This is a genomic window from Arthrobacter sp. SO5 (assembly GCF_020532805.1).
Classification (GTDB): domain Bacteria; phylum Actinomycetota; class Actinomycetes; order Actinomycetales; family Micrococcaceae; genus Arthrobacter.
In genome coordinates this window covers 23,572-47,754 of record NZ_MQTQ01000010.1, presented here as the reverse complement: position 1 = coordinate 47,754, position 24,183 = coordinate 23,572, and the positions used below count along the sequence as shown (strand labels likewise).

Genomic DNA, 24,183 nt, shown 5'->3' with positions numbered 1-24,183 from the left:
GGCTTCCGGGGCGGGGGCGCGCAGTTTCCGGTGGTGCCAGTACCCGCCGCTGGTGAGGGACGCCGGATCGTTGCTGGTGGCCAGCCAGGTCTGGGTGAGGTGCCCCAGCTCCAGGTCATCCGGCGCTCCCGGGCCACCCATCCTGGTGGGGACCCAGCCGGGGTCGACGGCGTTGCTCAGCACCGAGGGCCAGCGGCGTGCCGCCGCCAGGGCCAGCGTGGTGACGTACAGCTTGCTCTCGGCGTAGGCCTGGCCGGCATTCCAGCGCCGCTCGGACCAGTCGATGTCCTCAAGTGAGCCGCCGCTGATTCGGTGGAGGCCGCTGCTGAGAAAGATCAGGCGGTCCGGCCGGTCAAGGAGTGCCGTGAGCACGTAGGGCGCCAGAGTGTTCACTGCCAGCGTCCGGGCGTGGCCCTCGGGCGTGGTGCCGCGGGTTGGCTCCAGATACGTGCCGGCATTGTGGATGACGGCGTCCATGCGGCCGATGCTGTTCACTTGTTCGGCGACCGAGCGCGTGTCGGCCGCGCTGCTGAGATCGCCGACGACGACGCCGGCCGCCCCGGCGGCTACCTCACCGGCCACCTCGGCGAGGGCGCCGGCGCGTCCGGGCGTGCGGGCGTGCAGGACGACGTCGTGTCCGTCATCGAGCAGGGCGCGGGCTGCGCCGAGGCCCAGCCCGGCGGCGGAGCCGGTGATGAAGATGCGTGCCACGGACTGTTCCCTTCATCGGTTCGTTGGGAGGCCGCTAACTGCTGAACCGGTTATTCCGGCACGGTTTCGTCCTGCTCGACATCCTGGACGGAGCGGGACAGCAGGCAGAACTCGTTGCCCTCGGGATCAGCCAGCACCACCCAGCTGACGTCCGGACCCTGGCCCACGTCCGTGCGCTGCGCACCGAGGTCGAGCAGGCGCTCGAGCTCCTCGGCAGTGGACACGCCGTCGGCCCGCAGGTCGAAGTGCAGCCGGTTCTTGACAGTTTTGCCCTCCGGGACCGCGATCACATCGATCGAGGGCAGGGTTCTGTCCTGCGGCGCGATGCTGATGATGCCCGTGTCCACTTCGACGACCTGCCAGCCGAGGACGGCGCACCAGAAGTCGGCCACCAGCTTCGGTTCGATCGCGTCGATGGCAATAGTGGCTAATTGGCTGGGCATGGCACCACGATAGCCCACGTGCTCCGTGGGATCCGCAAGCGCCAGCAACTGGCCGCCACGGAGTTTGGCTTCTTCGACGGCCCAGTCCAGGGCTGCCAGGACTGCGGCGAACCGTCCACCCCCACCACGATCCTGAAGTTCCCGCCGTCGGCCATGTGTCCTCCACTTCGCTTCAACGAGTCCAAGGCGTTGCACTGAGGTCATGCTGGCACTGCGCGAGAGTTCCCGGGAGTGCCATTAGGCACGCTGGAGCAGAGGGCGGTGCCATTCGGGAAAGGGATCCTCGGGCAGAGCTTCGGTGGGATTCGGGCCGGGGTCCGGTGGCGGGCACCCGTCCGGGGCCTCGTCGTGTGGAAGGCCCAGGTCCAGTCCCGGATCGGGTTCTTCATCCGGGCGCGGGCCGGAGCCGAGTAACGTGTATCGGGTCCAAATCTCCGGGGGCCACTGCGGTGGTTCCCAGTCCTGGTGTTCGCTGGGGTACTCCCGGCCGGAGGGTGAAATCCAGCCCGGCGGGTTGTCTTTGCTCGCCGCGGTGGGCGTCCAGGCGCTGCTGTGTTTGAGGCGGTGGTGTTTGCGGCAGGGCTGGCCCAGGTTGGTGATTCCGGTGGTGCCGCCGTCGGCCCAGGCCAGCAGGTGGTCCGCGTCGTTGTCCAGGGACGGGTTGTTACAGCCCGGAAACGGGCACTTCCCGTCGCGGAGCCGCAGCCATTGCCGCAGGGCTCTGGGGAGACGGTAGCTGGTCCGGCCAATTTCCAGCGGCGCCCCGTCCCGGGGGTCGACCAGGACCCGGTAGCAGGAGTCGGCGCCGTCGGCGACCAACCGCCGCGCCATCGAGGGCGGGATCGGCCCGTGTCCGTCCAGGATGGCCGCTTCGTCCGTGGCGCCGAGCAGCGACATGACCGGGACGGTGATCAGCACCTGAGCCCGTGGAACCGGCACCTGACCGGACAGCCCGGCGACCGTGCCGGGCGCTCCGCCGCCCGCCTCGCCGCCGGTGCCGGTGCCGGTGCCGGGAAGATTGCTGCTCAGGTACCAGCCCGCGGCGACGTCGGCGCGGAGCTGGGTCAGGGTCCGGGTCTCGTCCGGGCCCTGCAGGGCACGGGCACCGGTGGTGATCCGTTCCCAGATCCCCGCGGCCGTGTCCGCGGGCAGGTATGCGGAGAGCCAGGCCATGCCGTCCCGGTCCGGGGCGTACTCGACCCGCCGGTCCGCCGCGCATTTCACGTGGCGTTCCTCGATGCTGACCGGGTGGTGGCGTTCCCGCCAGGTCCGCGCCTTCGCCCGGAACCTGCCCGGCACGAGCTCTCCGGCCGGGCAGCCCCGGGCCGGGTCCGGGGCCTCCGGGTCCAAAAAGTGCGCCTCCAGCGCCGCCGCTGCGGCCGGATCCAGATCCGCGGTCTCATCAACCATGACCCGGGCGTGCTGCCACGAAATCCCACCTGCCTGCAACGCCGCCAGGGTCAACGGCAGGCCCGCCGTCAACGCCTGGGCCTCGCACAGCAGCGCCCCGGCACTGCGTTCACTGACCGTCAGCACACAGGCGAGCTCGGCGACCGTCGCCATCTCCTGCGCCGTGCAGTCCCGCACAGACGCCGCCGGCCGCGCGAGGGCCCGGGACACTTGCACGTACTCCGCGGCGAGCCGGACCTTCAACGCCGCCGCCTGAGCCTCCAACCGGGCCACCTCCGCCAAACCGTCCAGACAGGCATCCGCCACATCCCGCAACGGATCAGCGCCGCTCAGGGGATCAGCCGGATCAGCCCGATGAGCACCAGCACCGACGCCGTCAGCCAGGGCAGCCAGCGAGTTAGCCGACGCCGCGACGGCCGCCGCCGCCTCACCGATCTCCGCACTCAACGCCACTCCGTTGCCCATACCCACAGCCTATAAAGAGGCACCGACAATAAAGGCTGGCCAGCCGCTCCCGTGCAAGTCGCACCGCGGCTTGTGCCTGCACCGGACCTGACGCTTGGCGACAAGCTGCTCGCAAACTGGCGGCCGCCGGCTATCACGAGGCCTCGGCCCGGGACGCGCGCCGGCGCATCCTGGCATTCTTCCGGCAACACCTGAGCCTTGAGGTGGAAACCCGATGAACCGCCGTGTGCCTCAATGGACGGTGCCGGCAGCCGCCGGCGTGACCCTCGGCTACCTCGCACAGGTGCGCCCGAGTCTGCTGCGCACCGGCGCGACGCCCGAGGAGGCGCAGGGAACTTACCTCGGGGAGCGGGCGCGGTACTGCCACGACACGCCATGGGGGTTCGAGCTCAAGGACGCGCCCGGCGGGCGCCCCCGGTTGGTCGTCAGCGGATTCTGGTCTTTCCGGCCGACGTTGCTGCAGCCCCTTCTGAGCGTGTTGTTGTGGAACCCCCACACGTGGTCATGCAGCGCCGTCGGTACCCGAATCTCAAACGCCGGGCCGAATCAGAAAGCGCCTGAGCGGCCGCTGTTCCCGTCCAGTTGACCCCCGCCGGCCCCGCTGCCGAGCAAACTCCGGGTGAGCGCCTCGCCGTCGGCCATCAGGGCATTCACGGCCGTACGCAAATGGCCGTCAGCGACCGGGACGCCGTGCAGGGCGGCGGCGACGACGGCGCGGCGGATCAGCTCGCGGGCGAACGACGCCGCGGTTCCCTCGGTACGGGCCGCGGCCTCCTCGATCGCGGCAGTGCTGAAGGGAATCCCGCGGGAATAGAGCCTGAGTAACGCCACGCGCTCGACCTGCGCGGGCAAAGGGATTTCCACGGCCAGGTCCACCCGCCCGGGACGCTGCGCGAGGGCCCGCTCCAGCATGTCCACCCGGTTGGTGGTGAGGACGAACGCCACATCGGCATCGTTGGCCAGGCCGTCCATCGCGTCCAGTACCTCGAACAGTAGTGGCTGAGGCCCGTGCCCGAGGCTGCGGTCCTCGGCGATGAGGTCGCAGTCCTCCAGAACGACAATCGAGGGCTGCAGCGCCCTCGCCATGGTGGCCGCCTCCGAGATCCGGGCAAGCGATCCGCCGGACAGCAGGATGGCCGTGGCACCCTCACTCCGGCTCAGCAAATACCGCACCGTGTGGGTCTTGCCGGTGCCAGGCCGGCCGTACAGCAGGATGCCGCGCTTGAGATGCTGCCCGTACCGGGTGAGCGTGTCGCGGTGCTCGGCGATTCCCAGGGCGTGATCGGAGACCTTCTGCAGCAGGCCGTCGGGCAGGATGACCTCGGACGTGGCCAGGACGGGCCGGGCGTGGAAGGTCACGCCGGCCGCGCTGGGGCCGTAATCGCCCATGACCAGGGAAATAACCTGCCCCTTCAGGACGCTCCGGTGCTGCATCCGACGGCGGAAGTCGGCCAGGAAGCCCGCAGCAGTCCCGGTCTCGCTGGCCAGGACCTCGAGCGACGCCGTCTGCCGGCCGTACCGCGGGTTGGCGTCCCGCTGCAACACAGCGATCGGTAACCCGCCGTGCCTGAACAGCCACAGTCCCAGCGCCACGGCCTGCCGCTGCTCGTCCGGACCCACCGCGAGGTTGGTGTAGTCGGGCTGGGAGAGCGGGAACTGGGGGAAGAGCTGCGCCTGCTGCAGCATGTCGCTCAGGGAATGGTGGTGGCGCTGGTCGCCGCCGCCGATGCCCACCAGCCGGAACGCAGGGTCAGCGCGCGCCAGCTCGGCCAGCTGGATGTCCGCATCCACGAACCGGTGTGGCGGAATTTCCTCCACCACCACGGAGACCGACTCAGCCGGCACGCCCAAATGCTCCGTGAGCGTGGCCAGCAGTTGCGCTCCCGCCGGCACCCGGGGCTGCCCGCTCTGTGCCAGCTGCACAAGCTGTGTGAAATTGTCGATGAACTTCCCCAAATTTTCATCCATGCGCAGACCCTACCAGCGACCGCGCCCCGCAGACTTGGCGCTGAACCCTTCGTTGCGAGCTACCTACTCCTCGAGAAGTTGTAGTGGCCCGCTTGCCGGTCTGTTCCAGGCGCCACATGGGTCTGCTGGGCTGCGAGCCGAGGCATCGCCGGGCGGTCGCCCTGACGCAGCCAGTCGTCGAAGAACGCGCCGAGTTGCTGACCCGAGGCCTTTTCCATCACGGCCTCGAAGTCCTTCGTGTTCGCCGTCGAGTCGTTGTACCGGGTCAACCACAGCCGGGCGCCCGCGAGGAATGCCTTGTCGCCGATCTTTGCACGCAACGCGTAAAGGGCAGCCGCTCCCCGGACGTAGACCTGAGCCGCGAACAGGTTGTCGCGGCCCGGGTCGGCAATGTTCAGCGCCCAGCGGTTCTCAGCATCGAGGTACGCCACCGCGTCCGCGAACTGGTCCGGCATCGTCGCCTTCCCCTGCTGTTCGGCCCACAGCCACTCGACGTACGTAGCCCACCCTTCGTTCAGCCAGATGTCCTTCCAGTCAGCCGGGCTCACGGCGTTGCCGAACCATTGGTGTCCCAGTTCGTGCACCACCGTGTATTCGTCCGCGACCTCCGAGTAGACCGGCCGCGTCTGCGTCTCCAGCGCATAGTCCACCGTGTCGTCGTCGACAATCGCGCCGAACGACTCGAACGGGTACCGCCCGAACTGGCCCGCCAGGAAGCTGATCATCTTCGGCTGCAGCGCGAGGGACGCCTTCGTCTCCGCCAGGGCTGCGCCCGTCACGCCCGAGTCGATCGCGTTGATGATGGGCAGCCCGCCCGGACCGGCGTCGTTCGACAGGGCAAAGTCACCCACGCTCGCCGTCGACAGGTAGCTTGCCATCGGGTCCGAGGCCTTCCACGTCCACGTCGTCCACCCGGCCTTCTTGTCGGGCCGGCCGACGGGCAGACCGTTCGCCACCGCCGTCTTCCCAGCCGGCACCGTGATGTGGAACGTATACGTTGCCTTGTCCTCGGGGTCATCGTTCACGGGGTACCAGGTGGCCGCGCCCTCGGGCTCGTTGACGACCATCGAGCCGTCCGCGGTGGTGACCCACCCGTACAGGGCCCCGGTCGTGTCAAGCGGCCGGCCGGTACTCCCGCCGTACTCGATGACGAGGGTCGTCGTCTGGCCGGCCTTCAGCTTCGGCTGCAGCCCGATGGTGAGTTCCCAGATGCGGTTCGCGTCGTCCTGCTGCTGCGTCCACTCGGCGCTGTCCTTGCCCTGCGACTTCCCGTGGTTAGCGGCCTTGCCGTCGACCTTGACCGACGTGACGTCGAGGCCCCGCAGGTCAAAGTTGAGCGACTGCAAGTCCTGCGTCGCGCGGAGGGTGACGGTCGCGACGCCGTCGAGGTGCCCTTCGAGCACCGCGGGATCTGCCGGCGGAGCGTAGCGGAGGGCGAGATCGTAGTGCAGGACGTCGTACCCTCCGTTTCCGGCGTAGGGGAAGTATTCGTCGCCGCTGCCGGGAGCGCCCGCCGTGTAGCCTGGCTTGGCGGGTTCGGGGGCGGCTTGTGCCGTGCCGCCGATCGCCGCGGCCGCGCCTGCCGCCAGCACTACGGCGATCGATATGCGGCGAAGTCGGCTCTTGCTTGGCTTACTGGAAGCGACCTTCAGTCCCTCGGCCGAGCTTAGGTATTCGATCATCAGCCGGTCCTTTCCTGCTCGTTAGTCTGGACGTCCAAGGTTGATCGAGACCCAGCGGCCTTCGCGGGAACCGGGCGGGTCAGGGCACCGGCCGAACGGCGGCCCGTGGGGCGGAATGCCGTAGATGCCGGTCTGTGGAATGTGGGCCATTATCCTCCTCGCGGCACTCCGGGAATACCCCCAACCTCCATTTCCGGCACGGGTGTGCAGCGGGCTAGTTCGCCTGTGCGTGCGGCAAACGCCATATGCTGTGACGGCAACCATCGCGAGCACCACAGAACTCCCGGGGGACCCATGTCGGCCGGCCAGTACTCACCACACAACGCCTATCAGCACCCGGATCAGCAGCCAGTGACGATGGGGCAGCTGCGCTGGTACATGGAGGGCATGCGGCACGCCCGGCTGGCCACGGTGTTCGGCATCCTGGCGATCGTCAGCCTGGGGGCCGTGTTTGGGCCGTTGGCGATAGCACGGTCGAAGAAGGCTGAGTCCTTCGGCGTGGCTGCGCCCGAGGGACGGGTGCTCGGCTGGGTGGGGATCGGCTTGTTCGTCATGGGGGTGCTGTTCTTCATCGCTTACATGGTTCTGATTTTTACCTTCATCGGGAGCCTCCCGGACTCGGGCCGCATTGGCGCGTAGCGGCCTCCCCGTCGCCAACTACATGCTGACCACCTCAGCCGGACCCACCTGCAGCGCACTAAGCCCAGCTTGCGCTGTAACCTCCGCAACTGTTGCGCGTTGGTGGCCGGCGGGCGGGCCCGTTGGCCCCGCCCGCCGGCTCTATCAGCCGAAGTTGGCGACGTAGCTGGGCACCCCGACGGCGTCTGTCGAGACCGGTGCGCCGGTGTCGTTGACTACGTGGTCCAGGGTGCCGGCGCCGAGGTTGACGGTCAGGAGGCCGTGAAGTTTCACGCCGGGCGTGACCGGCACCTCGAAGCCCCGCGTGGCGTGGATCGTGGGGTCGACGTTGTTGTAGACGTAGCTGCCCCCGCCCCAGAGCTCGTGGGTCTTGACCGGGTCGGCCACCTTGTAGCCTGCCCAGCCCAATACGCCGTCGTGCTGCCAGGCAGCCTGGTTGGGCGCGTCGTAGGGCAGCTCGTTCTGGAAGAAGACGGTCTTTCCGTGCTCGCCGTTCCAGATGACGTTGTACTTCTGGTAGTGCTCCACAAACAGGCCGGTGGCCGTGACGTTGTCGCCGTTGACGATGACGCCGTAGTCCCCGGTGTTGACGGTCCAGCCCACGCCGTTGCCGTGGTCCGCGCGCCAGGCCCAGATGTGGTCAAGGAGCACGTTGTCGCTGTTGACCTCCAGGCTGAGCGTGGCCTTGCCCACGTGGGGACCGCCGATGCGGAAGAACACATCGTGGAGCGTGGTGGGGTTGGCGGGGTCACTGTGCTTGCCGGACTTGCTGGATTCGTCAGCCTTTTCGGGTTTTCCGTCCTTGGCAGGCTTGGCGGCCTTGCCGATCCGCATCAGCGCAGGCGAGTTCACTTCGCCGGCATCGATGGTCACTCCGGCAATGTCGACGCCGGGGACGTCCGCGATGGTCAGCGGCACGGCGCCGTTGACAGCGGTGAGGGTGGCCATGCCGAGCCCCAGCACGACGGTGTTGGCGCGCTTGACCTCGATGCTCTGGTCGACGTCGTAGACCCCCGGGGTGAGCAGCAGGTTCTTGCCGCGCGCCAGCTGGGAGTTGATGGTTTTGACCGAATCGGTGGGCCTGGCCAGGAAGAAGTCGGACAGGGCGATGCTGCGGCCCGCCGTCGGACCGTTTTCCCACGTGGTCCCGGCGGAGTCCTTGCGGACGGCGGGAACGAAGACGCTGTACCGGCCCGCCGGGTCGAGGGTGAGGTAGGGCTTTTCCCGGCTGACCGGGGTGCCGGCCAGGTTGGTGTAGGGCGGATTCGGGAAGGACTGCGCGGGGGCGCCGTTGACGCCGGAGAAGACCTGGTTCCAGACGCCGTTGGACCAGCCGCCGATGCTGCTGTCACGCACGTAGTACTGCTGCTGGGAGCCGTTGATGACGGTTCCGGTCTTTGAATCGGAGATGAAGCCGCCGCTGGCGTACTGCGGCCCGGCGGTGCAGTAGTCCATCAGGGAGAGATTCCCGCCGGTGATGTTGACGCGCCGCATGGGGGAGGCCTGCGAGGCGGCCCAGAAGTTCGCGGAGCCGCGGCAGCCGTCGAGGCCGGTGACGTTGATGGTGAGGTTGGACAACGAGCGCCAGAAGTTGTTCAAAGCGATGCAGTTGTCCGCGGTGAGGCAGCGGTTGTAGACGTCAACGTGCCCGTTGATGGTGACATCGGTGGGCGAGGCGCCCAGGCCTGCGACCTCAGTGGAGTAGCCGACCTGGACGTTGAGCGGCTCCGCGGCGCTGCCGTAGGTGCCGGGCTTGAAGAGCAGGGAGTAGCGGTTGGTTCCCATCTCGTCGTCGACCTGTTTGGCCGCGATGGCATCGACGGCGGCCTTGATTTCCGCGACCGGCATGCTGGGGTCGAAGATCCGGACGTTGGGGCCAAAGTCCGGGGCGGCCGCGGGCTTTGCTTGGGACGGGCCGGGAGTGCCTGGTGCGGCGACGTCGGCAGCGGAGGCGGCCCCGGTGCCGGTGGCCAGCACGCCCAGCAGGACGGCTGCCACGGTACCGGCCAGCAGCCGGCCGGCCGGGCCCGAAGGCCGTCGGAGGTGGGGCGGTAAGGCCGCGGGGCGGAGGCGGAAGTGGGCTAGCGGCATTGCTGGTCCTGCTCTCTGTGGGGTGCGGTGCGGTGTGTGGGGTGCGGAATGGGGTGCGAGCTGAGGGTGCAGGCCACGCACGGGTGGTGTGGGAGCGCTCCCGGCGGGAAGCGTAACACCGGGCCCGGCCCCGGGCAAGACGTCAAACCTTGCCACAACCCGCACCTTGACAACCTGTTGTGATGTGAGACACCATGCTCGTGAGAGCGCTCCCATGTCCAATATGGGAGCGCTCTCACAGAGCGTTTGGGGCGGCCAGCCCCGCACCTGTCCGGTGCACCACCCTGACAAAGGAGTCCCGCGTGAAATTTCCCCGCAAGCTCGCCGCCCTGTCGGCGTCCGCTGCCTGCCTCACCCTTGCCCTGAGCGGCTGCGGTGCAGAGGCTCCCAAAACGACTGGCCCCACCGGTGAAACCGGCAAGGAACCGGTAACCCTCACCGTGGCCACCTTCAACGAGTTCGGTTACGAGGACTTGCTCAAGGAGTACCAGACCCTCAACCCCAACGTGAAGATCCAGCACAAGAAGGCCGCCACCACGAACGAGGCGCGCGACAACCTGACCACGCGCCTGGCCGCGGGATCGGGGCTTTCGGACATCGAGGCAATTGAGGTCGACTGGCTGTCCGAACTCAAGCAGTATCCGGACAAGTTCGTGGACCTGAAGGATCCTGCAGTGGAAGGCCGCTGGCTGGATTGGAAGGCGAAGGCAGCCACCACCGAAGACGGCCACCTGATCGGCTACGGCACCGATTCCGGGCCCGAGGCCGTGTGCTACAACTCGGCACTGTTCAAGGCGGCAGGGCTGCCCACGGATCGAGAATCTGTGGCCAAGATGCTCGGCACCACCTGGGACAGCTACTTCGACGCCGGCAAGAAGTTCGTCGCCGCGAAGACCGGCCCGGCCTGGTTCGATTCCGCCGGATCCGTCTACCAGGGCATGAGCAACCAGCTGGAGAAGGCCTACGAGAACGAAGACGGCACCGTCATCGCCGCCGACAACCCGGCCGTCAAGGATACCTACACAAAGGTCCTCGACGCCTCGACGAAGGAAAACCTCTCCGCGCACCTGAGCCAGTGGAGCAACGACTGGGTGGCCGGCTTCCAGTCCCAGAAGTTCGCCACCACCCTCTGCCCGGGCTGGATGCTCGGCGTGATTGAGGGCAACGCCGCCGGCGTCGAGGGCTGGGACGTCGCCAACGTCTTCCCCGGCGGCGGCGGAAACTGGGGCGGCTCCTACCTGACCGTTCCCACCCAGAGCGCTCACCAGGCCGAGGCCAAGAAACTGGCCGGCTGGCTGACCGCCCCGGAGCAGCAGATCAAGGCCTTCACCGCGAAGGGCACCTTCCCCAGCCAGAAGCAGGCGCTGGACAGCAACGAATTGCTGGGCAAGACCAACGCCTTCTTCAACGGCGCCCCCACCGGCAAAATCTTCGCCGAGCGTGCCAAAGCCGTGGGCGCCTCCCCGTTCAAGGGCCCGAAGTTCTTCGCCATCAACGATGCCATGCAGCAGGCCCTCACCCGCGTAGACGTGGACAAGTCGGACGACGCCGGCTCCTCCTGGACGAAGTTTCTCGCCGCTGTGAAGTCCCTCTAAATCATGTCGGTAACGGACCGGGTCAGGCCGCAAGGTCACTTATCTGACGAGGAAGGACCCAGCAGCAAGAGTGTCCGGCGGCTCGCGTTTTCGCAGCAGCTCTCACGGTGGGACGTCAAGGTTTCGCCATACTTGTACATCTCGCCTTTCTTCCTGCTGTTTGCCCTCACGGGGCTGTTTCCGCTGCTCTACACCGGCTGGGTATCCCTGCACAACTGGAACCTGATCGGTGGCCAGGGCAAGTTCATTGGCGCGGAGAACTTCGGCTTCGTCCTCGGGCAGCCGTACTTCTGGAACGCTGTCGGAAATACGTTGAGCATCTTCCTGCTCTCTTCCGTGCCGCAGGTGGTGCTCGCGTTGCTGATCGCAGCAGTGCTGGACGCCAACCTGCGGGCCAAGACGTTCTGGCGGATGGGTGTTCTGGTGCCCTTCGTGGTGGCTCCCGTAGCGGTAGGACTCATCTTCAACAACCTGTTCGCGGACCAGTTTGGTCTCGTCAACGAGTTGTTGGCTCTCCTCGGCCTTGACCCGGTCCGCTGGCACTCCGACCAACTGGCCAGCCACCTGGCGATCGCCACCATGGTGAATTTCCGCTGGGTTGGCTACAACGCGCTGATCTTCCTGGCAGCCATGCAGGCCATCCCGCGGGATGTCTTCGAAGCCGCCACCATTGACGGCGCCGGCCGCGCCCGTCAGTTCCTGTCGGTGACAGTTCCGATGCTTCGACCCACCGTGATTTTCGTGGCCATCACCTCCACAATCGGCGGCTTGCAGATCTTTGACGAGCCGCGGGTGTTCGACCAGTCCGGACTCGGCGGCGCTAACCGGCAGTGGCAGACCCTCACCATGTACATCTGGGAGCTGGGCTGGGGCCAGCGCAACTTCGGCAGGGCCTCCGCGGTGGCGTGGCTGCTCTTCCTGATGATTGTGCTGATCGCGCTTCTGAATTTCCTGCTAACACGGCGCATTGCCAGCCAGGGAGGCCGCAAATGAGCTCCATTCCCATGATCCGACAGACCGCCGGCGAGGGGGCCGCCAGGAAGGCCGCCAACAGGATGAACCGCAGCGGCGGGCGGGGCGGCGGGCGCCCGCGCAACCGGGGCGGCGCCGGGGCCGTGCGCCGTCCAGGGCCGTTGACCTACGGTTCCCTGGGTGCCGTGATGCTGGCGTCGTTGTTCCCGCTGTACTGGTCCTTCCTGGTCGGCAGCCACGACAGCACCGCGCTCAGCCGAGGCATCCCGCTGCTGCCCGGCGGAAACTTCCTCGCCAATGCGGCGAAAGTCTTCGACAGCATCCCTTTCTGGAAAGCAATGGGCAACAGCCTGGTCGTCTCCAGCGTGACGGCGGCATCCGTCGTGGTGTTCTCCACGCTCGCCGGCTTCGCGTTCGCCAAGCTGCGGTTCCGCGGGAGCAAGGGGCTGCTCGTCTTTGTTATCGCGACCATGGCGGTACCTACCCAGCTGGGGGTGGTCCCGCTGTTCATTGTGATGGCCAAGCTGGGCTGGACCGGCTCCCTGTGGGCCGTCATCATTCCCGGCGTTGTCACGGCCTTCGGAGTGTTCTGGATGACCCAATATCTCCGTGACGCCCTTCCGGATGAGCTCATCGAGGCGGTGCGGATGGACGGCGCTTCCATGATCCAGGCCTTCTGGTATATCGGTTTCCCGGCTGCCCGGCCCGCCGCTGCCATGCTGGCCCTCTTCACCTTCGTGGCCACCTGGACGAACTTCTTCTGGCCGTTCATCGTCCTAGACCCGTCAAACCCCACCCTCCCGGTGGCGCTGCAGCTGCTTCAGGCCGCACACTTTGTGGTCTACTCAGTGGTTTTGGCCGGTGCCGTCCTGGCCACCATCCCGCTGCTGCTGCTGTTCATCGCGGCAGGGCGCCAACTCGTATCAGGAATTATGCAAGGAGCAGTCAAAGGATGAGCACCACCCCGCTAGCATTCCCCGACGGTTTTCTCTGGGGCGCGGCCACCGCCGCCTACCAGATCGAGGGAGCTGCCCGCACGGGCGGCCGGCAAGACTCTATCTGGGACACCTTCGCCCGGGTTCCGGGTGCCGTGGCAGATGCCCACAACGGCGATATCGCGTGCGACCACTACCACCGAACCGGCCAGGACGTGGAGTTGATGAGGTCGCTGAACCTCAAGGCGTACCGCTTCTCGACGTCATGGGCCCGGTGCATGCCGGACGGCAGGACACCCAACCCGGAGGGGATCGCGTTCTACTCCCGTCTGGTGGATGAACTCCTCGCCGCAGGCATCACCCCCTGGCTGACCCTGTACCACTGGGACCTGCCGCAGGCCCTGGAGGATGAGGGCGGCTGGGCAAACCGCGAAACGGCCGAACTATTTGCGGCCTACGCAGTCGTTATGCATGAGGCACTCGGCGACCGGGTCCGCATCTGGACCACCCTCAACGAGCCCTGGTGCTCGGCGTTCCTCGGCTACGCCGCGGGAGTCCACGCCCCGGGCCGGCAGGAACCGGCCGCCGCCCTCGCGGCGGCACACCATCTCCTCCTCGGGCACGGGTTGGCCGCCGCGGAACTGCGCCGGCGCGACCCGGAGGCGAGCCTGGGCATCACGCTGAATCTCACCGTCGCGGACCCGGCCGACCCGGACTCGGCGGGCGACCGGGATGCAGCCCGCCGGATCGACGGGCTGCACAACCGGATCTTCCTCGACCCGCTCTTCCGCGGGGAGTACCCCGCGGACGTCCTCGACGACGTTGCTGGCCTGGGTTTCGACGCCGTGGTGCAGGACGGTGACCTGGCCGTCATCTCGGCGCCCATGGACTTGCTGGGGGTCAACTACTACCAGGGCGAGGCCCTGACCAAGGCGGCACCCGCCGAAGAACCAGGCCAGCCGGAGACGGTGACCACCACAGCGCAGGCCGCACCGGCGTCGGCCGTCCGGCCGGTAGCATCGCCTTTTGTTTCCGCCGACGGCGTGCATTCGGTGCCGCGCGGGCTGCCGGTGACCGGCATGGGCTGGGAGGTCCAGCCTGAGGGCCTGTGCCGGTTGCTGATGCGGCTCCAGCGCGAGTACACCGGTCCGGCGGGCATCCCGATCTACATGACCGAGAACGGTGCTGCCTACCCGGACGCTCCCGACGCCGAGGGCTTCGTCGATGACCAGGACCGGCTGGCGTTTTTCGACGCGCACCTGCGCGCAGTGCGGGATGCGATCGACGGCGGTGCGGACGTCCGCGGCTACCTCGCCTGGTCGCTGCTGGATAATTTCGAATGGGCCTACGGCTACCACCAGCGCTTCGGCCTGGTCCGGGTGGACTACGACACCCTGGAACGGATACCCAAGGCGAGCGGCCTGTGGTACGCGGAGGTGGCGGCCGCGAACGCCGTACCCGCACGCACCGGATGACCCCGGCAAAGGGGTAGGCAGGGGATGTCGTATTCTCGAAGTGATGAGCGAACAGATCCGCCCGAGCCTCCGGGCCGAACCGGCCAGGCCCAGCCCCACCCTTGAAGACCTCGCGCGGGCGGCGGGAGTGTCCCGCTCCACCGCCTCGCGGGCCATCAACGGCGGTTCCCGCGTCAGCCCGGAAGCCCAGGCGGCCGTTGACGACGCGGTCATTGCCCTGGGCTACACCCCGAACCGGGCGGCACGCAGCCTGGTCACCCGCCGGACCTCATCCATCGCCCTGGTCATCAACGAACCCGACGCGCGCGTCATGATGGACCCGTTCTTCGCCGCCGTCATCACCGGGGTGACGGAGGCGCTGCGCGAGACCGACATGCAGTTGGTTCTGCTGATGTCCCGGGCCGGCGGCGATCCCTCCCGGACGGTCCGCTATTTGCGTGGCGGCCACGTCGACGGAGCCATCGTGGTCTCGCATCACAAAGCCGATGGCTGGACCGAAGAGCTGGCCGCTTCGGGGCTGCCCACCGTGTTTATTGGCCGGCCGTGGGACACGGCGCTCGGCATCCACTACGTTGACGTGGACAGTTTTCAGGGCGCCCGGCTTGCCGCGCTTCACCTGGCAGCCGCGGGGCGCACACGGCTCGGAACCGTCACCGGCCCGCTGGACATGACGGCGGCCGCTGACCGGCTCGCCGGCTGGCAGGCGGGTCTCAGGGAAGCCGGGCTGCCGCAGGGCCCGGTTGCCCACGGAGACTTCACCGCTGCCGGAGGCACCGCGGCAGCGGATCTGCTGCTGGCGCAGGACGGCCGCCTGGATGGCATCTTTGCCGCTTCCGATCTCATGGCCCGCGGCGCGATCCTGGCCGTCCAGTCCTCGGGGCGTGCGGTCCCCGGGGATGTCGCCGTCGTGGGTTTTGACGACCACCTGCCGGCGCCGGGCGAACTTCCCCTGACGACGATCAACCAGCCAATGGTGGAGATTGCCGCTGAGGCGGGCCGCCTCCTCCTGGCGGACATTGAAGACCCGGGGGCCGGCCGGGATCCGGTGATCTACCCGGCACGACTTGTGGTGCGGGCAAGCAGCACGCCGCAGGCCGATTAGGCCCGGCGCGGCGCGCCGAACCCGGGAGTGGCATGCCGCCCAAGGGGTCGGTAGCGTCGTCCTCACAACAAGTTCGCAAGCAAGGCGGGGCACCATGAGCAAAAAAGGCGGGAACCAGCGAAAGGGCAAGGGCGCTGGCGGGACGGGCGGCCACGGAACGCGGTCCGCCGCTCCCCAATCCCTGAGCGCTTTCCGGGCCGAACGTGCAGTGGACGCGCTCACGCCGGCCTTTGTCCGCTGGTTCGAGGACGGATCGCCTGGCTCGGCGGCTGCCGCACTGGAATGCCTGGCGGAGATCAAAGCCGTTACGGGCCGCTACATGGAGCGAACGGCCGCGGCCGACGTGACAAACCTTGAACCGGCCGGCTTGTTGGAAGCTGTCTCGGAGGAGATTCTTGCCACGATAGACGCCGCCGGTGGCGCGGCCGGCGTCGGTGCCATGGAGAGCACCAAGTTCGTCCTTGACGCCGTTCACGCCTTCGTCGAATTTCTCGTGGAGACCGGCAGCTGGAGCGGTTCCGCGGATCAGCTGGCGGAAGTGCTGGAGGTCGTCGCCGCCGCGGCGGAGGACGACGGCGGGTGGGGTTACGTCGACGTGCCGGATATCCCCGAACGGCAGGCCCTGGACGCCTTCTCCAACCTCCCCCTGGTCCAGCGGGCCACGGCGCTGCTGCAGTGGGTCGGCGAGGGGAAGCCCGTCACCGGGACCGGAGCGCTCCGCCTGCGGGACCTGGAAGCGGCCGCTGCCTGCGTCGGCGTCACCGTCAGGGGTGCCAGCAAGCGCTCGGAGTCCCCGCTGCCGGGGGGCTCAGGTTCACCGGACCACGTGCCCACGGTCCGGAGCATGTACGAGGTGCCGCTGCTGGCCCGGATGTGGGCTGCGCTTGAGGCAGCCGAGCTGATTGAGATCACGACGACGAAAGTGGTGCCCTTCGAGGGCTCAGAGGCTTTCCTCTCCGGCAGGCCTTCGGAGCAACTGGAGGATCTGGTGTTTTTCGTTGACCGGTTCCTGGCGACCGCGGTGCTCGACTATGATCCCGCGCAGCCGTGGGAAAGAACGGTCTCCGGGCTGCAGGCATCGATCCTGCTGGCTGCGGCAACGGCGGATCCGCCGGAGAGAAAGCGTGTCCTGGCCGCCCCTGACCACGCTCCGGCAGCGGAAAAGGCCATGGCCCGGGTGCTGACCGGCGTGGCCGTGAGCCGCCTGGAAGAGCTCGCCGAGCTGGGGCTGCTGACCATCGACACGCATTTCCGGGTGCCCCCGGCCCTTATCCGCTGCGTCGCGAATGTCTTCGACGACCACCGGGTCCTGGCTGACCTGGGCCTGGGGGAGGGCCGCGACGAGGCCAGTGTGGAGCTGACGGCTGCTGGGCCGGCGCCGCAGGCCGGTACGCCGATCCTGAAGCTGAAGATCATGCTCGACGATTCGAAGCCGCCCATCTGGCGGCGGGTCCTGGTCCCTGCCGGCATGCCGCTCCCTCAGCTCCACGAGGTGATCCAGGCGTTGTTCGGCTGGCTGGGCTACCATCTGCACGAGTTCCGGGTCGGGGGATTCGACGGCCCGGCGTACGCGCCGGCAGACCCGGACGGCGAGGATGATTTCTTCGGCGAGCCGTCCCGCGACGAATCGACGGTGACCGCCGGTGATCTGCTGCCGGCCGTGGGCAGCACCATGAGCTACACGTACGATTTCGGCGATAACTGGGTGCACGCGATCAAGGTGGAGAAGATTCTGGCAGCCGACGACGGCGGCGGGCAGCTTCCACGGTGCACCGCGGGGCGCGGCGCGGCGCCGGCGGAGGACAGCGGCGGCACGTGGGGCTGGGCGAGCATTGTCCAGGCCGTCAATGACCCCGGGCACGAACAGCACCTGGAGTACCGGGAGTGGCTCGGGATGTTGCCGGGCGACACACTGGACCCCAGGGCGTTCAATCCTGACGACGTGAACGGAACCCTCGCAGACCTCTACTGAGGGCCCGTATGTGTTGAGTGCCGCACTTCGGCGGAGTAGCGTGACAATAGTAGTCAATACCCATCACGCGCACCGGGAGTGAGTATGGCATATATGACACGCGGGCTGGTGGCCCTCACCGCCGCGCTGGCACTGAGCGTGACCGGCGGCGCCGTCGCCGGCCCCGCATTCGCCGATCCGCGGGAGACGGAAAAGACCGCGACGGCCACCGGATATGGCGGCGCCGTGAGCACTGTGGACCCGGAGGCGTCTGCTGCGGCGATCGAGGTCCTCCGCAAGGGCGGCAACGCGGCGGACGCCGCCGTCGCCGCAGCCGCGACCCTTGGCGTGACCGAGCCGTACAGCGCCGGCATTGGCGGTGGAGGCTACTTCGTCTTCTACGACGCGAAGACCGGCAAGGTGGGCACCATCGATGGCCGCGAGAGCGCACCGGCAGGAATGCCGCACAACGCGTTCATCGACCCGGCAACCGGCCAGCCGTACCGCTTCACGCCCGAGCTCGTCACGAGCGGCGTCTCCGTGGGCGTCCCCGGCACGCCGGCCACGTGGGAGCGTGCCCTCGACCGGTGGGGCACGTTGAGCCTTGGCGATGCCCTCAAGCCTGCCATTAAGGTGGCGACCCGTGGGTTCGTGGTTGACAAGACCTTCCGCCAGCAGACGCTGGACAACAAGCTCCGGTTCGAGGCGTTCCCCTCGACCAGCAGCCTTTTCCTCCCGGGCGGTGACGCCCCCGCCGTCGGCAGTGTCTTCCAGAACCGCGACCTCGCCGAGACCTACCGGCTCCTCGCGAAGAAGGGCACGAGCAGTTTCTACGGCGGCCCGCTCGCAGCCGAGATCGCGGCCACGGTGCAGGCTCCGCCCAAGACGTCCAGCACTCAGCTGCCTGTTCCGGCCGGCCACCTGACGACGGCGGATCTCGCCGCATACCGCGCCCTGGACCAGGCGCCCACGCACGTGGACTACCGCGACCTGGACGTCTACGGCATGGCCCCGTCCAGCAGCGGCGGCACGACAGTCGGCGAGGCGCTGAACATCCTGGACCCGTCCAACCTGTCCGCGATGTCCACGCCCGGCGCCCTGCATCAGTACCTCGAGGCGAGCGCCCTGGCCTTCGCCGACCGCGGCAAGTACGTGGGTGACCCCGCGTTTGTCCGCGTCCCCACTGCCGCGCTCACTGACCCGCTGTTCGGCAAGGAGCGCGCCTGCCAGATCGACCCGCTGCGCGCGGCGGCGAAGCCCGTCGCACCGGGGGACGTGGCCGCGTTCGACGGCGCCTGCCCGGCTGCCGCCGTGGCGCCGGCGCTCGAGTTGGACACCGAGAACATCTCGACGACGAACATGACCGTCGCAGACAAGTGGGGGAACGTCGTCGAGTACACACTCACGATCGAGCAGACCGGCGGGTCCGGCATCGTGGTTCCCGGCCGCGGCTTCCTGCTCAACAACGAGCTGACCGACTTCTCCACCGTGTACAACCCGGCCGACCCGAACCGGATTGAGCCGGGGAAGCGCCCGCGCTCGTCGATGGCGCCGACCATCATCCTCAAGGAAGGCAAGCCGTTCCTCGCCCTCGGCTCGCCCGGCGGATCGACCATCATCACAACGGTCCTGCAGACCATCCTGAACCGGGTGGACCTCGGCATGAGCGTCTCCGCGGCGATCGCGGCCCCGCGCGCCTCGCAGCGCAACACGGCCAAGGTCACCGCCGAGCCGGAGTTCATCGCCGCGTACGGCAGCCAGCTGACACCCTACGGCCATCAGTTCACGCCGTCGGGGGATGCGTTCACCTCGGCTGCGGAGATCGGCGCCGCGACGGCCATTGAGTTCCTGCCCGGGGGCGGCCTGGTCGCAGCCGCGGAGCCGGTGCGGCGCGGGGGCGGATCCGCGATGGTAGTTAAGCCGGCGAGGTAGGGCCGGCGCAGGCTAGGTGAGCGCCGGGATGATCGCGCCGGAGAAAACCTGCCACGCCAGCGCTGTCTTGGCGACCAGGCTCAGCGTGATGTAAGCCCGCTCGCCGCGCAGATAGTCGCGCCAGCCGCCGACCTGCCGGTACTGCAGCAGCTGATTGACGGCGAACGTGTTGAAAAACAGGAAGAGCGAAATGATGATCCCGTAGACGAAGGCCGGCGGCGAGGCCTCACTGGTGGAGCCGGGAGCGATGAAATATATGAGGATCACGATCCACGGCACCACACCCACCATTGAACCAAAGATAAAGGGGAGGAACTTGCCGTTTCCGGGCGTCTCATACTTCTCCTGCAGGGCCCCGAACATGATCATCGCTGCGTTGACGGCGAAAATCGAGAACAGCGCCGCGATATCCGTGATGCCGGTAATCTGCGCGATCAGCCAGATCATGATCGACGAGCTGAGTGAGTACTCGACCCAGCGGAAGTAGTTTTGGTTCCTCTGCAACCCGGCCGAGTAGCGGGGAAAGAACCACGGCGATGAGATGAGGAAATGGAAAAACGCGGACAAAGCAAGAAACGCCACTACGCCCATACCCACGTTAACGTCGAACAAGGTCACGCGTTCGGGCGGCAACGGAACTCCGGGTGGCCCATTCAGGTAGTCGGCCGTGACGGCGAAGGTGACCTGGCTGGTCAGCAGGGTGAGCACGTAGGCGAAGCCGAGGGCCTGCACCAGATGCAGGGAGCCGGCCACGATGTTGTACGCCCTGAGCCGGGAGATCGTCTGATCAGCGGTGCGTACTTTGCGTGCCATCGGTGACTCCTTCAGAGGGATGAGGCAGACACTAGCAGGGCCACGGGCGCAGAGGAACGTGTCTCGGCGAATGCGGCCGGAGCGAGCCGGGCGGCGTCAGGCCGCGCTGGTGCTGCCGGCGTCGGCGTCCATTGCAGCGGCAACCAACCGATCGAAGCTTGCCGTCCCGTTCTCCGGAGGGACCACGCTGAAGACCGCACACCATTTCTCCGCAGTGTCGTTCTCCGCCGAGGCAACCCGTTCCACGTGCAGGTTCAATCCGGGCACCCCGCTAACAAGGAGCGCCAGCCGCTCGCCGCTCTTGACCAGTCGCCCGAATTCCCTGACCGACAGTTGGTCACCCGCCGTGTTGGTCACCTCGGCGATGGCGTCGTTCACCCGTCTGGTCACGCCCCGCATGAAGGATCGCTGACTTGAGACGGTGGGAACCGTAAGAATTGCCGGAAAGATGGCCATGAACAGCACAACAGCACCGAAACTTCTCAGTCCCGACATGAAGATCATGAGGAACAGGCACAAAATCAGCCCAACGATCCCTAACAACACAAACCTGACCGCAGGATTTTCGCCTGGCTTCTTCGACCACCGGACAACAGCGACGCTGTCCTTTCGGGACCGATCCTGCAGGGTGTTTTCCATGACTAGTACCCCTTCACTTCCATCAGTGCTTCGGCCAGGATGACTGCCTTGCGTGCTTCCCTAAGATCGTCCAACAGGCCCGTGTCTGGACGTGCTGTTGAAGCATCGGTGGAACCGGCAAGCGCAGAAAAGATCCTGCTCAACTCTTCACGGTCCTGGGCGAGCAGCCGGGACGACGAGAGTTTGACTCTGCTCAACTCAAGCTCCCGGAGAGACGTGCCGATCGCCTCGCGCCGCCCGCGCATGACCGCCAACTTTTCCGTGAGGCGCTGGACGCGGCTGCGGAGCATCGACTCCATCTGTACTGCCACCTCGTGGAGCTCACTGAGCGCCGTGTACGACTGTGGCGACCCCGGGTGCCGGGCGAGCTGCCCGCTCACGTAATGCCGGCGTCGTTCCCATTTCCGAACGGCGGATTCGTAAGGTCCCAGGAGCAATGAGACGGCTGCCTGTGCCTTGTCCAATGAGCGAGCCCGCGTGCTCAGGCTGGTAGTTGCGGCATCCAACCGCGACAGGAATGCCTCGTAATTGTCACAAGGCGCGGTCCCTTTGCTGTTCATGAGCCGCTCGCAGGCGGTGATGCCCCTAACTCCCATGGCACGAGAATAGAGGCTGCCGACGGGTTGGGATAGTGTCCGTCCGCGCTATTCGGCGCGCGCAAGGCCATTAGGAGGCGAGGAAGTCCCGGATGAGCCCGGCCGTTTCTGCCGCGCGCTCGAGGTGGGGCATGTGCCCGGTCTGCTCGAACAGGTGCGTCGTGGCGCGGGAGAGGAGGCGCCGGGCCTGGGGCAGATGCTCGGCCGGAAGGATCAGGTCCGAATCGCCCCAGATGACCAGCACCGGCTTGTCCGCGGCGGCAACCTCGGACAGCAACCGTGAGCGCCACTCCGCCCGGATACCCCGGAACGTGCCGAGGTTCTGGGCAACTTCCCGGAACGCGCGCATGGCGCCGGGTTCTGAGTCCCTGGCGAGGCTCGCGACGGCGCCGCCGAGCGAGTTGCCGACGACGTCGAGAACGCCGAGTCAGCCGCGTGATGCCCCTGGCGGAGGCTGCCGAGGCCGTGCGGATGCTCAATGAAAATAACGGGAACCCTATTCGGATTGTGCTGACGCCCTAGCCTCGGGACGCGGACTCGCAGTCCGTCGCAGGGTGCGGACCCCAAAGATTGTGCAAGCGTTGTCCAAAGATTCCCGGAACCTGGCCTGTCCGGCGGCTGCGGGGAGTACTGCGGCCCTAGGCTCGTCCCCATGCCACGCCGCCCAGCAAAGACTCATCCATGAACCTCGACCCTGCCGATTTGCTGGGTGAGCGGATACCGGCCCAGGCAGTGATCGAGGAACTCCTGGCAGCCCGGCGGAAGGATGCCCCCCGCTCCACGCTGGGGCGGATCTTTGGCGTCAGCCCGCTGAGCCCGGACAGCCTGCCGTGGTACAAAGGCGCGCTGGGCGAGATCGCCGTCGGACGGATCCTCTCACGCCTTGGCCCGGACTGGCTGGTCCTGCATGCGGTGCCGGTCGGCGCCGCTAAGTCGGATATCGACCATGTGGTGATTGGCCCGGCCGGGGTGTTCACCCTCAACACCAAATACCACCCGGGGCAGTCCGTGTGGGTCGCCGGGCGGACGCTCATGGTGGCGGGAAGGAGGACGGGCCACCTCCACAACGCAGAGTATGAGGCCGCGCGGGCGTCGAAGCTCCTCAGCGAAGCGGCGGGCGCCGTCGTCGACGTCACCGGCGTGGTGGTGGTGGTTGCAGCCAAGAACCTGACCATCAAGGCGCGGCCGGAGCACGGTGCAGTTGTCACGGAGCGCCAGCTCCTGGGCTGGCTCACCCGGAGCCGCCGCGAGCTGAGTCCGGAGGAGGTAGCCCGGATTTCCTCGGTGGCCGCCCGGGCCGGGACCTGGCACCGCAGTCCGCTGCGGCCGCGCAACGCTGACGAGGTCCTGGAAAAGTTCATGGCCCTTCGCAGGCTCGTCAACCAGGCACGACGGCGTCGGGCGGCCTGGCTGCTGGGCGTTCCGGCAGCAGGTTTGGTGGCCGTGGCCGGCGGCGGCCCGCTGGGGCAGGCGATCCTGCAGGGTCTCGCGGGGCACTAGGCAGCCTCGAGGGGGTAGCTGTGCTCCGGCGCTGGTAGTAAAGTCTCCCCACCAGCAAGGAGGCCCCCATGGCAATGAAGGTTCACCACGTCGCCCAGCTCGACCGGGACGTTTCGGAAGAGGTCACCAAATGGCTGGCGTACCTCAAGGGCCAGGTGACCAGCGTCCAGTTCCTCACCACGAGCGTGCCTGACCCCCAGGTTCCCGAGAAGTGGCGGGTCCAGTACGAGGCCTACATCACCTACCAGCAGTAGCGCACGAGGTCCGACATGACCCAGCTTGGCAAGTTTGAGAAGTACCTGATCGAGGAATTCTTCGACGACTACCGCGCCGGCACCATGACCCAGCGCACGTTCACGCGCCGGGTCGCGTTCATCACCGGCAGCATGGCAGCAGCCGCCGCCGCAATGCTGCTGGTCGGCTGCACACCCAACGAAGTTCCGCGCAGCACCGACCCCATGCCGACGCCCAACCCGTCGTCGAGCGCGGGGACCGGCACCGCTGGTGCTTCCTCCGCTGGGGCTGTCCCCGGTGCCAGGAGTCCGCTGTCCGTCCCGGAAGGCGCCCCAGGCCTCACGACGGCCACGGTGCGAATCCCGGCCGGCGGGGCCGGGCTCAGCGGCTACCTGGCACGGCCGGAGGCCGGCGGAGCGGGACCAGCCGTGCTGGTCTGCCATGAGAACCGCGGGCTGACCCCGCACATCCAGGACGTGGCGCGCCGCTTTGCCAAGGCCGGCTACGCGGCGCTGGCGCTGGATCTGTTAAGCCGGGAAGGAGGCACGGCGGCCCTTGACCCGGACGCCGTTCCCGGAGCGCTGACCCAGGCCGGAGCGCAACGCCACGTCTCTGACTTTTCGGCAGGGTTCGACTATTTGCAGTCACAGGCCTTCGTCGACCAGGGCCGGATCGCCATGAACGGCTACTGCTTCGGCGGCGGCATCACCTGGCAGGCGGCCACAGAGCTTCCGGGGTTGAAGGCCACGGCGGCGTTTTACGGGCCCTCACCAGACCTGGCCAAGGTCCCGGCCGTCAAGGCCGCGGTCTTTGGCGTGTACGCCGAACTGGACGCGAGGATCACCGGCGCGATGCCGGCGCTGCGCGATGCCCTGGCTGCAACGGAGGTCCGCCACCAGCTCACGGTGTATCCCGGCGTCGACCATGCCTTCCACAACGACACTGGACCGCGTTACGTGGAGGCACAGGCCACCGCAGCCTGGAACGACACGCTGGCCTGGTTCAGCCGCTATGTCTAACGCCGTGGCGT

General features: G+C 67.5%; 22 protein-coding genes. 12 read left to right on the top strand and 10 right to left on the bottom strand.

Annotation, left to right across the window (positions count from 1 at the left end):
• Together BJG92_RS02380 and BJG92_RS02375 are read right to left on the bottom strand one after the other, a co-directional pair.
• The coding region (locus BJG92_RS02380) for an SDR family NAD(P)-dependent oxidoreductase (protein ID WP_232082418.1) at positions 1-711 on the bottom strand (711 nt) is incomplete at its 3' end.
• 50 nt (positions 712-761) lie between these two features.
• Entirely contained in the window at positions 762-1,154 is a 393-nt protein-coding gene (locus tag BJG92_RS02375) for a VOC family protein (RefSeq protein WP_232082417.1), read from the bottom strand.
• A gap of 18 nt (positions 1,155-1,172) precedes the next feature.
• Here BJG92_RS02375 and BJG92_RS02370 point away from each other — a divergent pair, with 18 nt between their 5' ends.
• Positions 1,173-1,352, top strand: a complete 180-nt coding sequence (locus BJG92_RS02370) for a hypothetical protein (RefSeq protein WP_232082416.1) — start codon at positions 1,173-1,175, stop codon at positions 1,350-1,352.
• Positions 1,353-1,391: 39 nt separating this feature from the next.
• On the opposite strand, the gene BJG92_RS02365 is transcribed toward BJG92_RS02370, so the two are convergent.
• The 3 genes from BJG92_RS02365 to BJG92_RS02355 all read right to left on the bottom strand — a co-directional run bounded on the left by BJG92_RS02365 (position 1,392) and on the right by BJG92_RS02355 (position 6,679).
• A complete protein-coding gene (locus tag BJG92_RS02365) occupies positions 1,392-3,029 on the bottom strand; it encodes an HNH endonuclease signature motif containing protein (protein ID WP_232082415.1) in 1,638 nt (545 codons plus the stop codon).
• Between the two features lie 546 nt (positions 3,030-3,575).
• Positions 3,576-4,997: an ATP-binding protein gene (locus BJG92_RS02360; protein WP_232082414.1), complete on the bottom strand. Its 1,422-nt coding sequence runs from the start codon at positions 4,995-4,997 to the stop codon at positions 3,576-3,578.
• 59 nt (positions 4,998-5,056) lie between these two features.
• Complete coding sequence (locus BJG92_RS02355) at positions 5,057-6,679, bottom strand: M1 family metallopeptidase (protein WP_232082413.1); 1,623 nt, start codon at positions 6,677-6,679, stop codon at positions 5,057-5,059.
• 351 nt (positions 6,680-7,030) lie between these two features.
• Between BJG92_RS02355 and BJG92_RS02350 the strand changes: the two genes are divergently transcribed.
• Positions 7,031-7,318, top strand: coding sequence for a hypothetical protein (locus tag BJG92_RS02350; protein ID WP_232082412.1), 288 nt, complete (start codon positions 7,031-7,033; stop codon positions 7,316-7,318).
• A 144-nt stretch (positions 7,319-7,462) separates the two neighbouring features.
• On the opposite strand, the gene BJG92_RS02345 is transcribed toward BJG92_RS02350, so the two are convergent.
• Complete coding sequence (locus tag BJG92_RS02345; RefSeq protein WP_232082411.1) at positions 7,463-9,409, bottom strand: adenylyl cyclase; 1,947 nt, start codon at positions 9,407-9,409, stop codon at positions 7,463-7,465.
• A 302-nt stretch (positions 9,410-9,711) separates the two neighbouring features.
• Between BJG92_RS02345 and BJG92_RS02340 the strand changes: the two genes are divergently transcribed.
• The 7 genes from BJG92_RS02340 (at position 9,712) to ggt (ending at position 19,371) form a co-directional block, all read left to right on the top strand.
• Positions 9,712-11,004: an ABC transporter substrate-binding protein gene (locus tag BJG92_RS02340; protein ID WP_232082410.1), complete on the top strand. Its 1,293-nt coding sequence runs from the start codon at positions 9,712-9,714 to the stop codon at positions 11,002-11,004.
• Between the two features lie 3 nt (positions 11,005-11,007).
• Positions 11,008-11,997 carry a carbohydrate ABC transporter permease gene (locus BJG92_RS02335; RefSeq protein WP_232082409.1) on the top strand — a complete coding sequence of 330 codons (990 nt, stop codon included), beginning with the start codon at positions 11,008-11,010 and terminating at the stop codon, positions 11,995-11,997.
• Positions 11,994-12,932: a carbohydrate ABC transporter permease gene (locus BJG92_RS02330; RefSeq protein ID WP_232082408.1), complete on the top strand. Its 939-nt coding sequence runs from the start codon at positions 11,994-11,996 to the stop codon at positions 12,930-12,932. The genes BJG92_RS02335 and BJG92_RS02330 overlap by 4 nt, the downstream gene beginning before the upstream one ends.
• Complete coding sequence (locus tag BJG92_RS02325) at positions 12,929-14,386, top strand: glycoside hydrolase family 1 protein (RefSeq protein WP_232082407.1); 1,458 nt, start codon at positions 12,929-12,931, stop codon at positions 14,384-14,386. The genes BJG92_RS02330 and BJG92_RS02325 overlap by 4 nt, the downstream gene beginning before the upstream one ends.
• A 43-nt stretch (positions 14,387-14,429) precedes the next feature.
• Entirely contained in the window at positions 14,430-15,488 is a 1,059-nt protein-coding gene (locus BJG92_RS02320) for a LacI family DNA-binding transcriptional regulator (protein WP_232082406.1), read from the top strand.
• Between the two features lie 94 nt (positions 15,489-15,582).
• A complete protein-coding gene (locus tag BJG92_RS02315; protein WP_232082405.1) occupies positions 15,583-17,460 on the top strand; it encodes a plasmid pRiA4b ORF-3 family protein in 1,878 nt (625 codons plus the stop codon).
• A 93-nt stretch (positions 17,461-17,553) separates the two neighbouring features.
• Entirely contained in the window at positions 17,554-19,371 is a 1,818-nt protein-coding gene (gene ggt, locus BJG92_RS02310) for a gamma-glutamyltransferase (protein ID WP_374199751.1), read from the top strand.
• A 12-nt stretch (positions 19,372-19,383) separates the two neighbouring features.
• Here ggt and heR read toward each other — a convergent pair whose 3' ends face one another.
• The 4 genes from heR to BJG92_RS02290 form a co-directional block, all read right to left on the bottom strand.
• Positions 19,384-20,184, bottom strand: coding sequence for a heliorhodopsin HeR (heR, locus tag BJG92_RS02305; RefSeq protein ID WP_232082403.1), 801 nt, complete (start codon positions 20,182-20,184; stop codon positions 19,384-19,386).
• A gap of 96 nt (positions 20,185-20,280) precedes the next feature.
• Positions 20,281-20,823, bottom strand: coding sequence for a hypothetical protein (locus tag BJG92_RS02300; RefSeq protein WP_232082402.1), 543 nt, complete (start codon positions 20,821-20,823; stop codon positions 20,281-20,283).
• 2 nt (positions 20,824-20,825) lie between these two features.
• Positions 20,826-21,203: a hypothetical protein gene (locus BJG92_RS02295; protein ID WP_232082401.1), complete on the bottom strand. Its 378-nt coding sequence runs from the start codon at positions 21,201-21,203 to the stop codon at positions 20,826-20,828.
• Between the two features lie 286 nt (positions 21,204-21,489).
• Positions 21,490-21,768, bottom strand: coding sequence for an alpha/beta fold hydrolase (locus BJG92_RS02290; RefSeq protein ID WP_232082400.1), 279 nt, complete (start codon positions 21,766-21,768; stop codon positions 21,490-21,492).
• A gap of 332 nt (positions 21,769-22,100) precedes the next feature.
• On the opposite strand from BJG92_RS02290, the gene BJG92_RS02285 reads away from it, so the two are divergent.
• The 3 genes from BJG92_RS02285 (at position 22,101) to BJG92_RS02275 (ending at position 24,172) form a co-directional block, all read left to right on the top strand.
• Positions 22,101-22,919, top strand: a complete 819-nt coding sequence (locus tag BJG92_RS02285) for a nuclease-related domain-containing protein (protein ID WP_232082399.1) — start codon at positions 22,101-22,103, stop codon at positions 22,917-22,919.
• Positions 22,920-22,987: 68 nt separating this feature from the next.
• Positions 22,988-23,173, top strand: coding sequence for a hypothetical protein (locus tag BJG92_RS02280; protein WP_232082398.1), 186 nt, complete (start codon positions 22,988-22,990; stop codon positions 23,171-23,173).
• Positions 23,174-23,188: 15 nt separating this feature from the next.
• Positions 23,189-24,172, top strand: a complete 984-nt coding sequence (locus BJG92_RS02275; protein WP_232082397.1) for a dienelactone hydrolase family protein — start codon at positions 23,189-23,191, stop codon at positions 24,170-24,172.
• The last annotated feature ends 11 nt before the right edge of the window (positions 24,173-24,183 follow it).

Bases quoted from the DNA above. Each gene is read 5' to 3' on its own strand.
- BJG92_RS02315 (WP_232082405.1), top strand. From the start codon at position 15,583: ATGAGCAAAAAAGGCGGGAACCAGCGAAAGGGCAAGGGCGCTGGCGGG.
- BJG92_RS02300 (WP_232082402.1), bottom strand. From the start codon at position 20,823: ATGGAAAACACCCTGCAGGATCGGTCCCGAAAGGACAGCGTCGCTGTT.
- BJG92_RS02275 (WP_232082397.1), top strand. From the start codon at position 23,189: ATGACCCAGCTTGGCAAGTTTGAGAAGTACCTGATCGAGGAATTCTTC.
- BJG92_RS02345 (WP_232082411.1), bottom strand. From the start codon at position 9,409: ATGCCGCTAGCCCACTTCCGCCTCCGCCCCGCGGCCTTACCGCCCCAC.
- BJG92_RS02365 (WP_232082415.1), bottom strand. From the start codon at position 3,029: ATGGGCAACGGAGTGGCGTTGAGTGCGGAGATCGGTGAGGCGGCGGCG.
- BJG92_RS02335 (WP_232082409.1), top strand. From the start codon at position 11,008: ATGTCGGTAACGGACCGGGTCAGGCCGCAAGGTCACTTATCTGACGAG.
- BJG92_RS02355 (WP_232082413.1), bottom strand. From the start codon at position 6,679: ATGATCGAATACCTAAGCTCGGCCGAGGGACTGAAGGTCGCTTCCAGT.
- BJG92_RS02320 (WP_232082406.1), top strand. From the start codon at position 14,430: ATGAGCGAACAGATCCGCCCGAGCCTCCGGGCCGAACCGGCCAGGCCC.
- BJG92_RS02330 (WP_232082408.1), top strand. From the start codon at position 11,994: ATGAGCTCCATTCCCATGATCCGACAGACCGCCGGCGAGGGGGCCGCC.
- BJG92_RS02285 (WP_232082399.1), top strand. From the start codon at position 22,101: ATGAACCTCGACCCTGCCGATTTGCTGGGTGAGCGGATACCGGCCCAG.
- BJG92_RS02280 (WP_232082398.1), top strand. From the start codon at position 22,988: ATGGCAATGAAGGTTCACCACGTCGCCCAGCTCGACCGGGACGTTTCG.
- ggt (WP_374199751.1), top strand. From the start codon at position 17,554: ATGACACGCGGGCTGGTGGCCCTCACCGCCGCGCTGGCACTGAGCGTG.
- BJG92_RS02325 (WP_232082407.1), top strand. From the start codon at position 12,929: ATGAGCACCACCCCGCTAGCATTCCCCGACGGTTTTCTCTGGGGCGCG.
- heR (WP_232082403.1), bottom strand. From the start codon at position 20,184: ATGGCACGCAAAGTACGCACCGCTGATCAGACGATCTCCCGGCTCAGG.
- BJG92_RS02290 (WP_232082400.1), bottom strand. From the start codon at position 21,768: ATGCGCGCGTTCCGGGAAGTTGCCCAGAACCTCGGCACGTTCCGGGGT.
- BJG92_RS02360 (WP_232082414.1), bottom strand. From the start codon at position 4,997: ATGGATGAAAATTTGGGGAAGTTCATCGACAATTTCACACAGCTTGTG.
- BJG92_RS02375 (WP_232082417.1), bottom strand. From the start codon at position 1,154: ATGCCCAGCCAATTAGCCACTATTGCCATCGACGCGATCGAACCGAAG.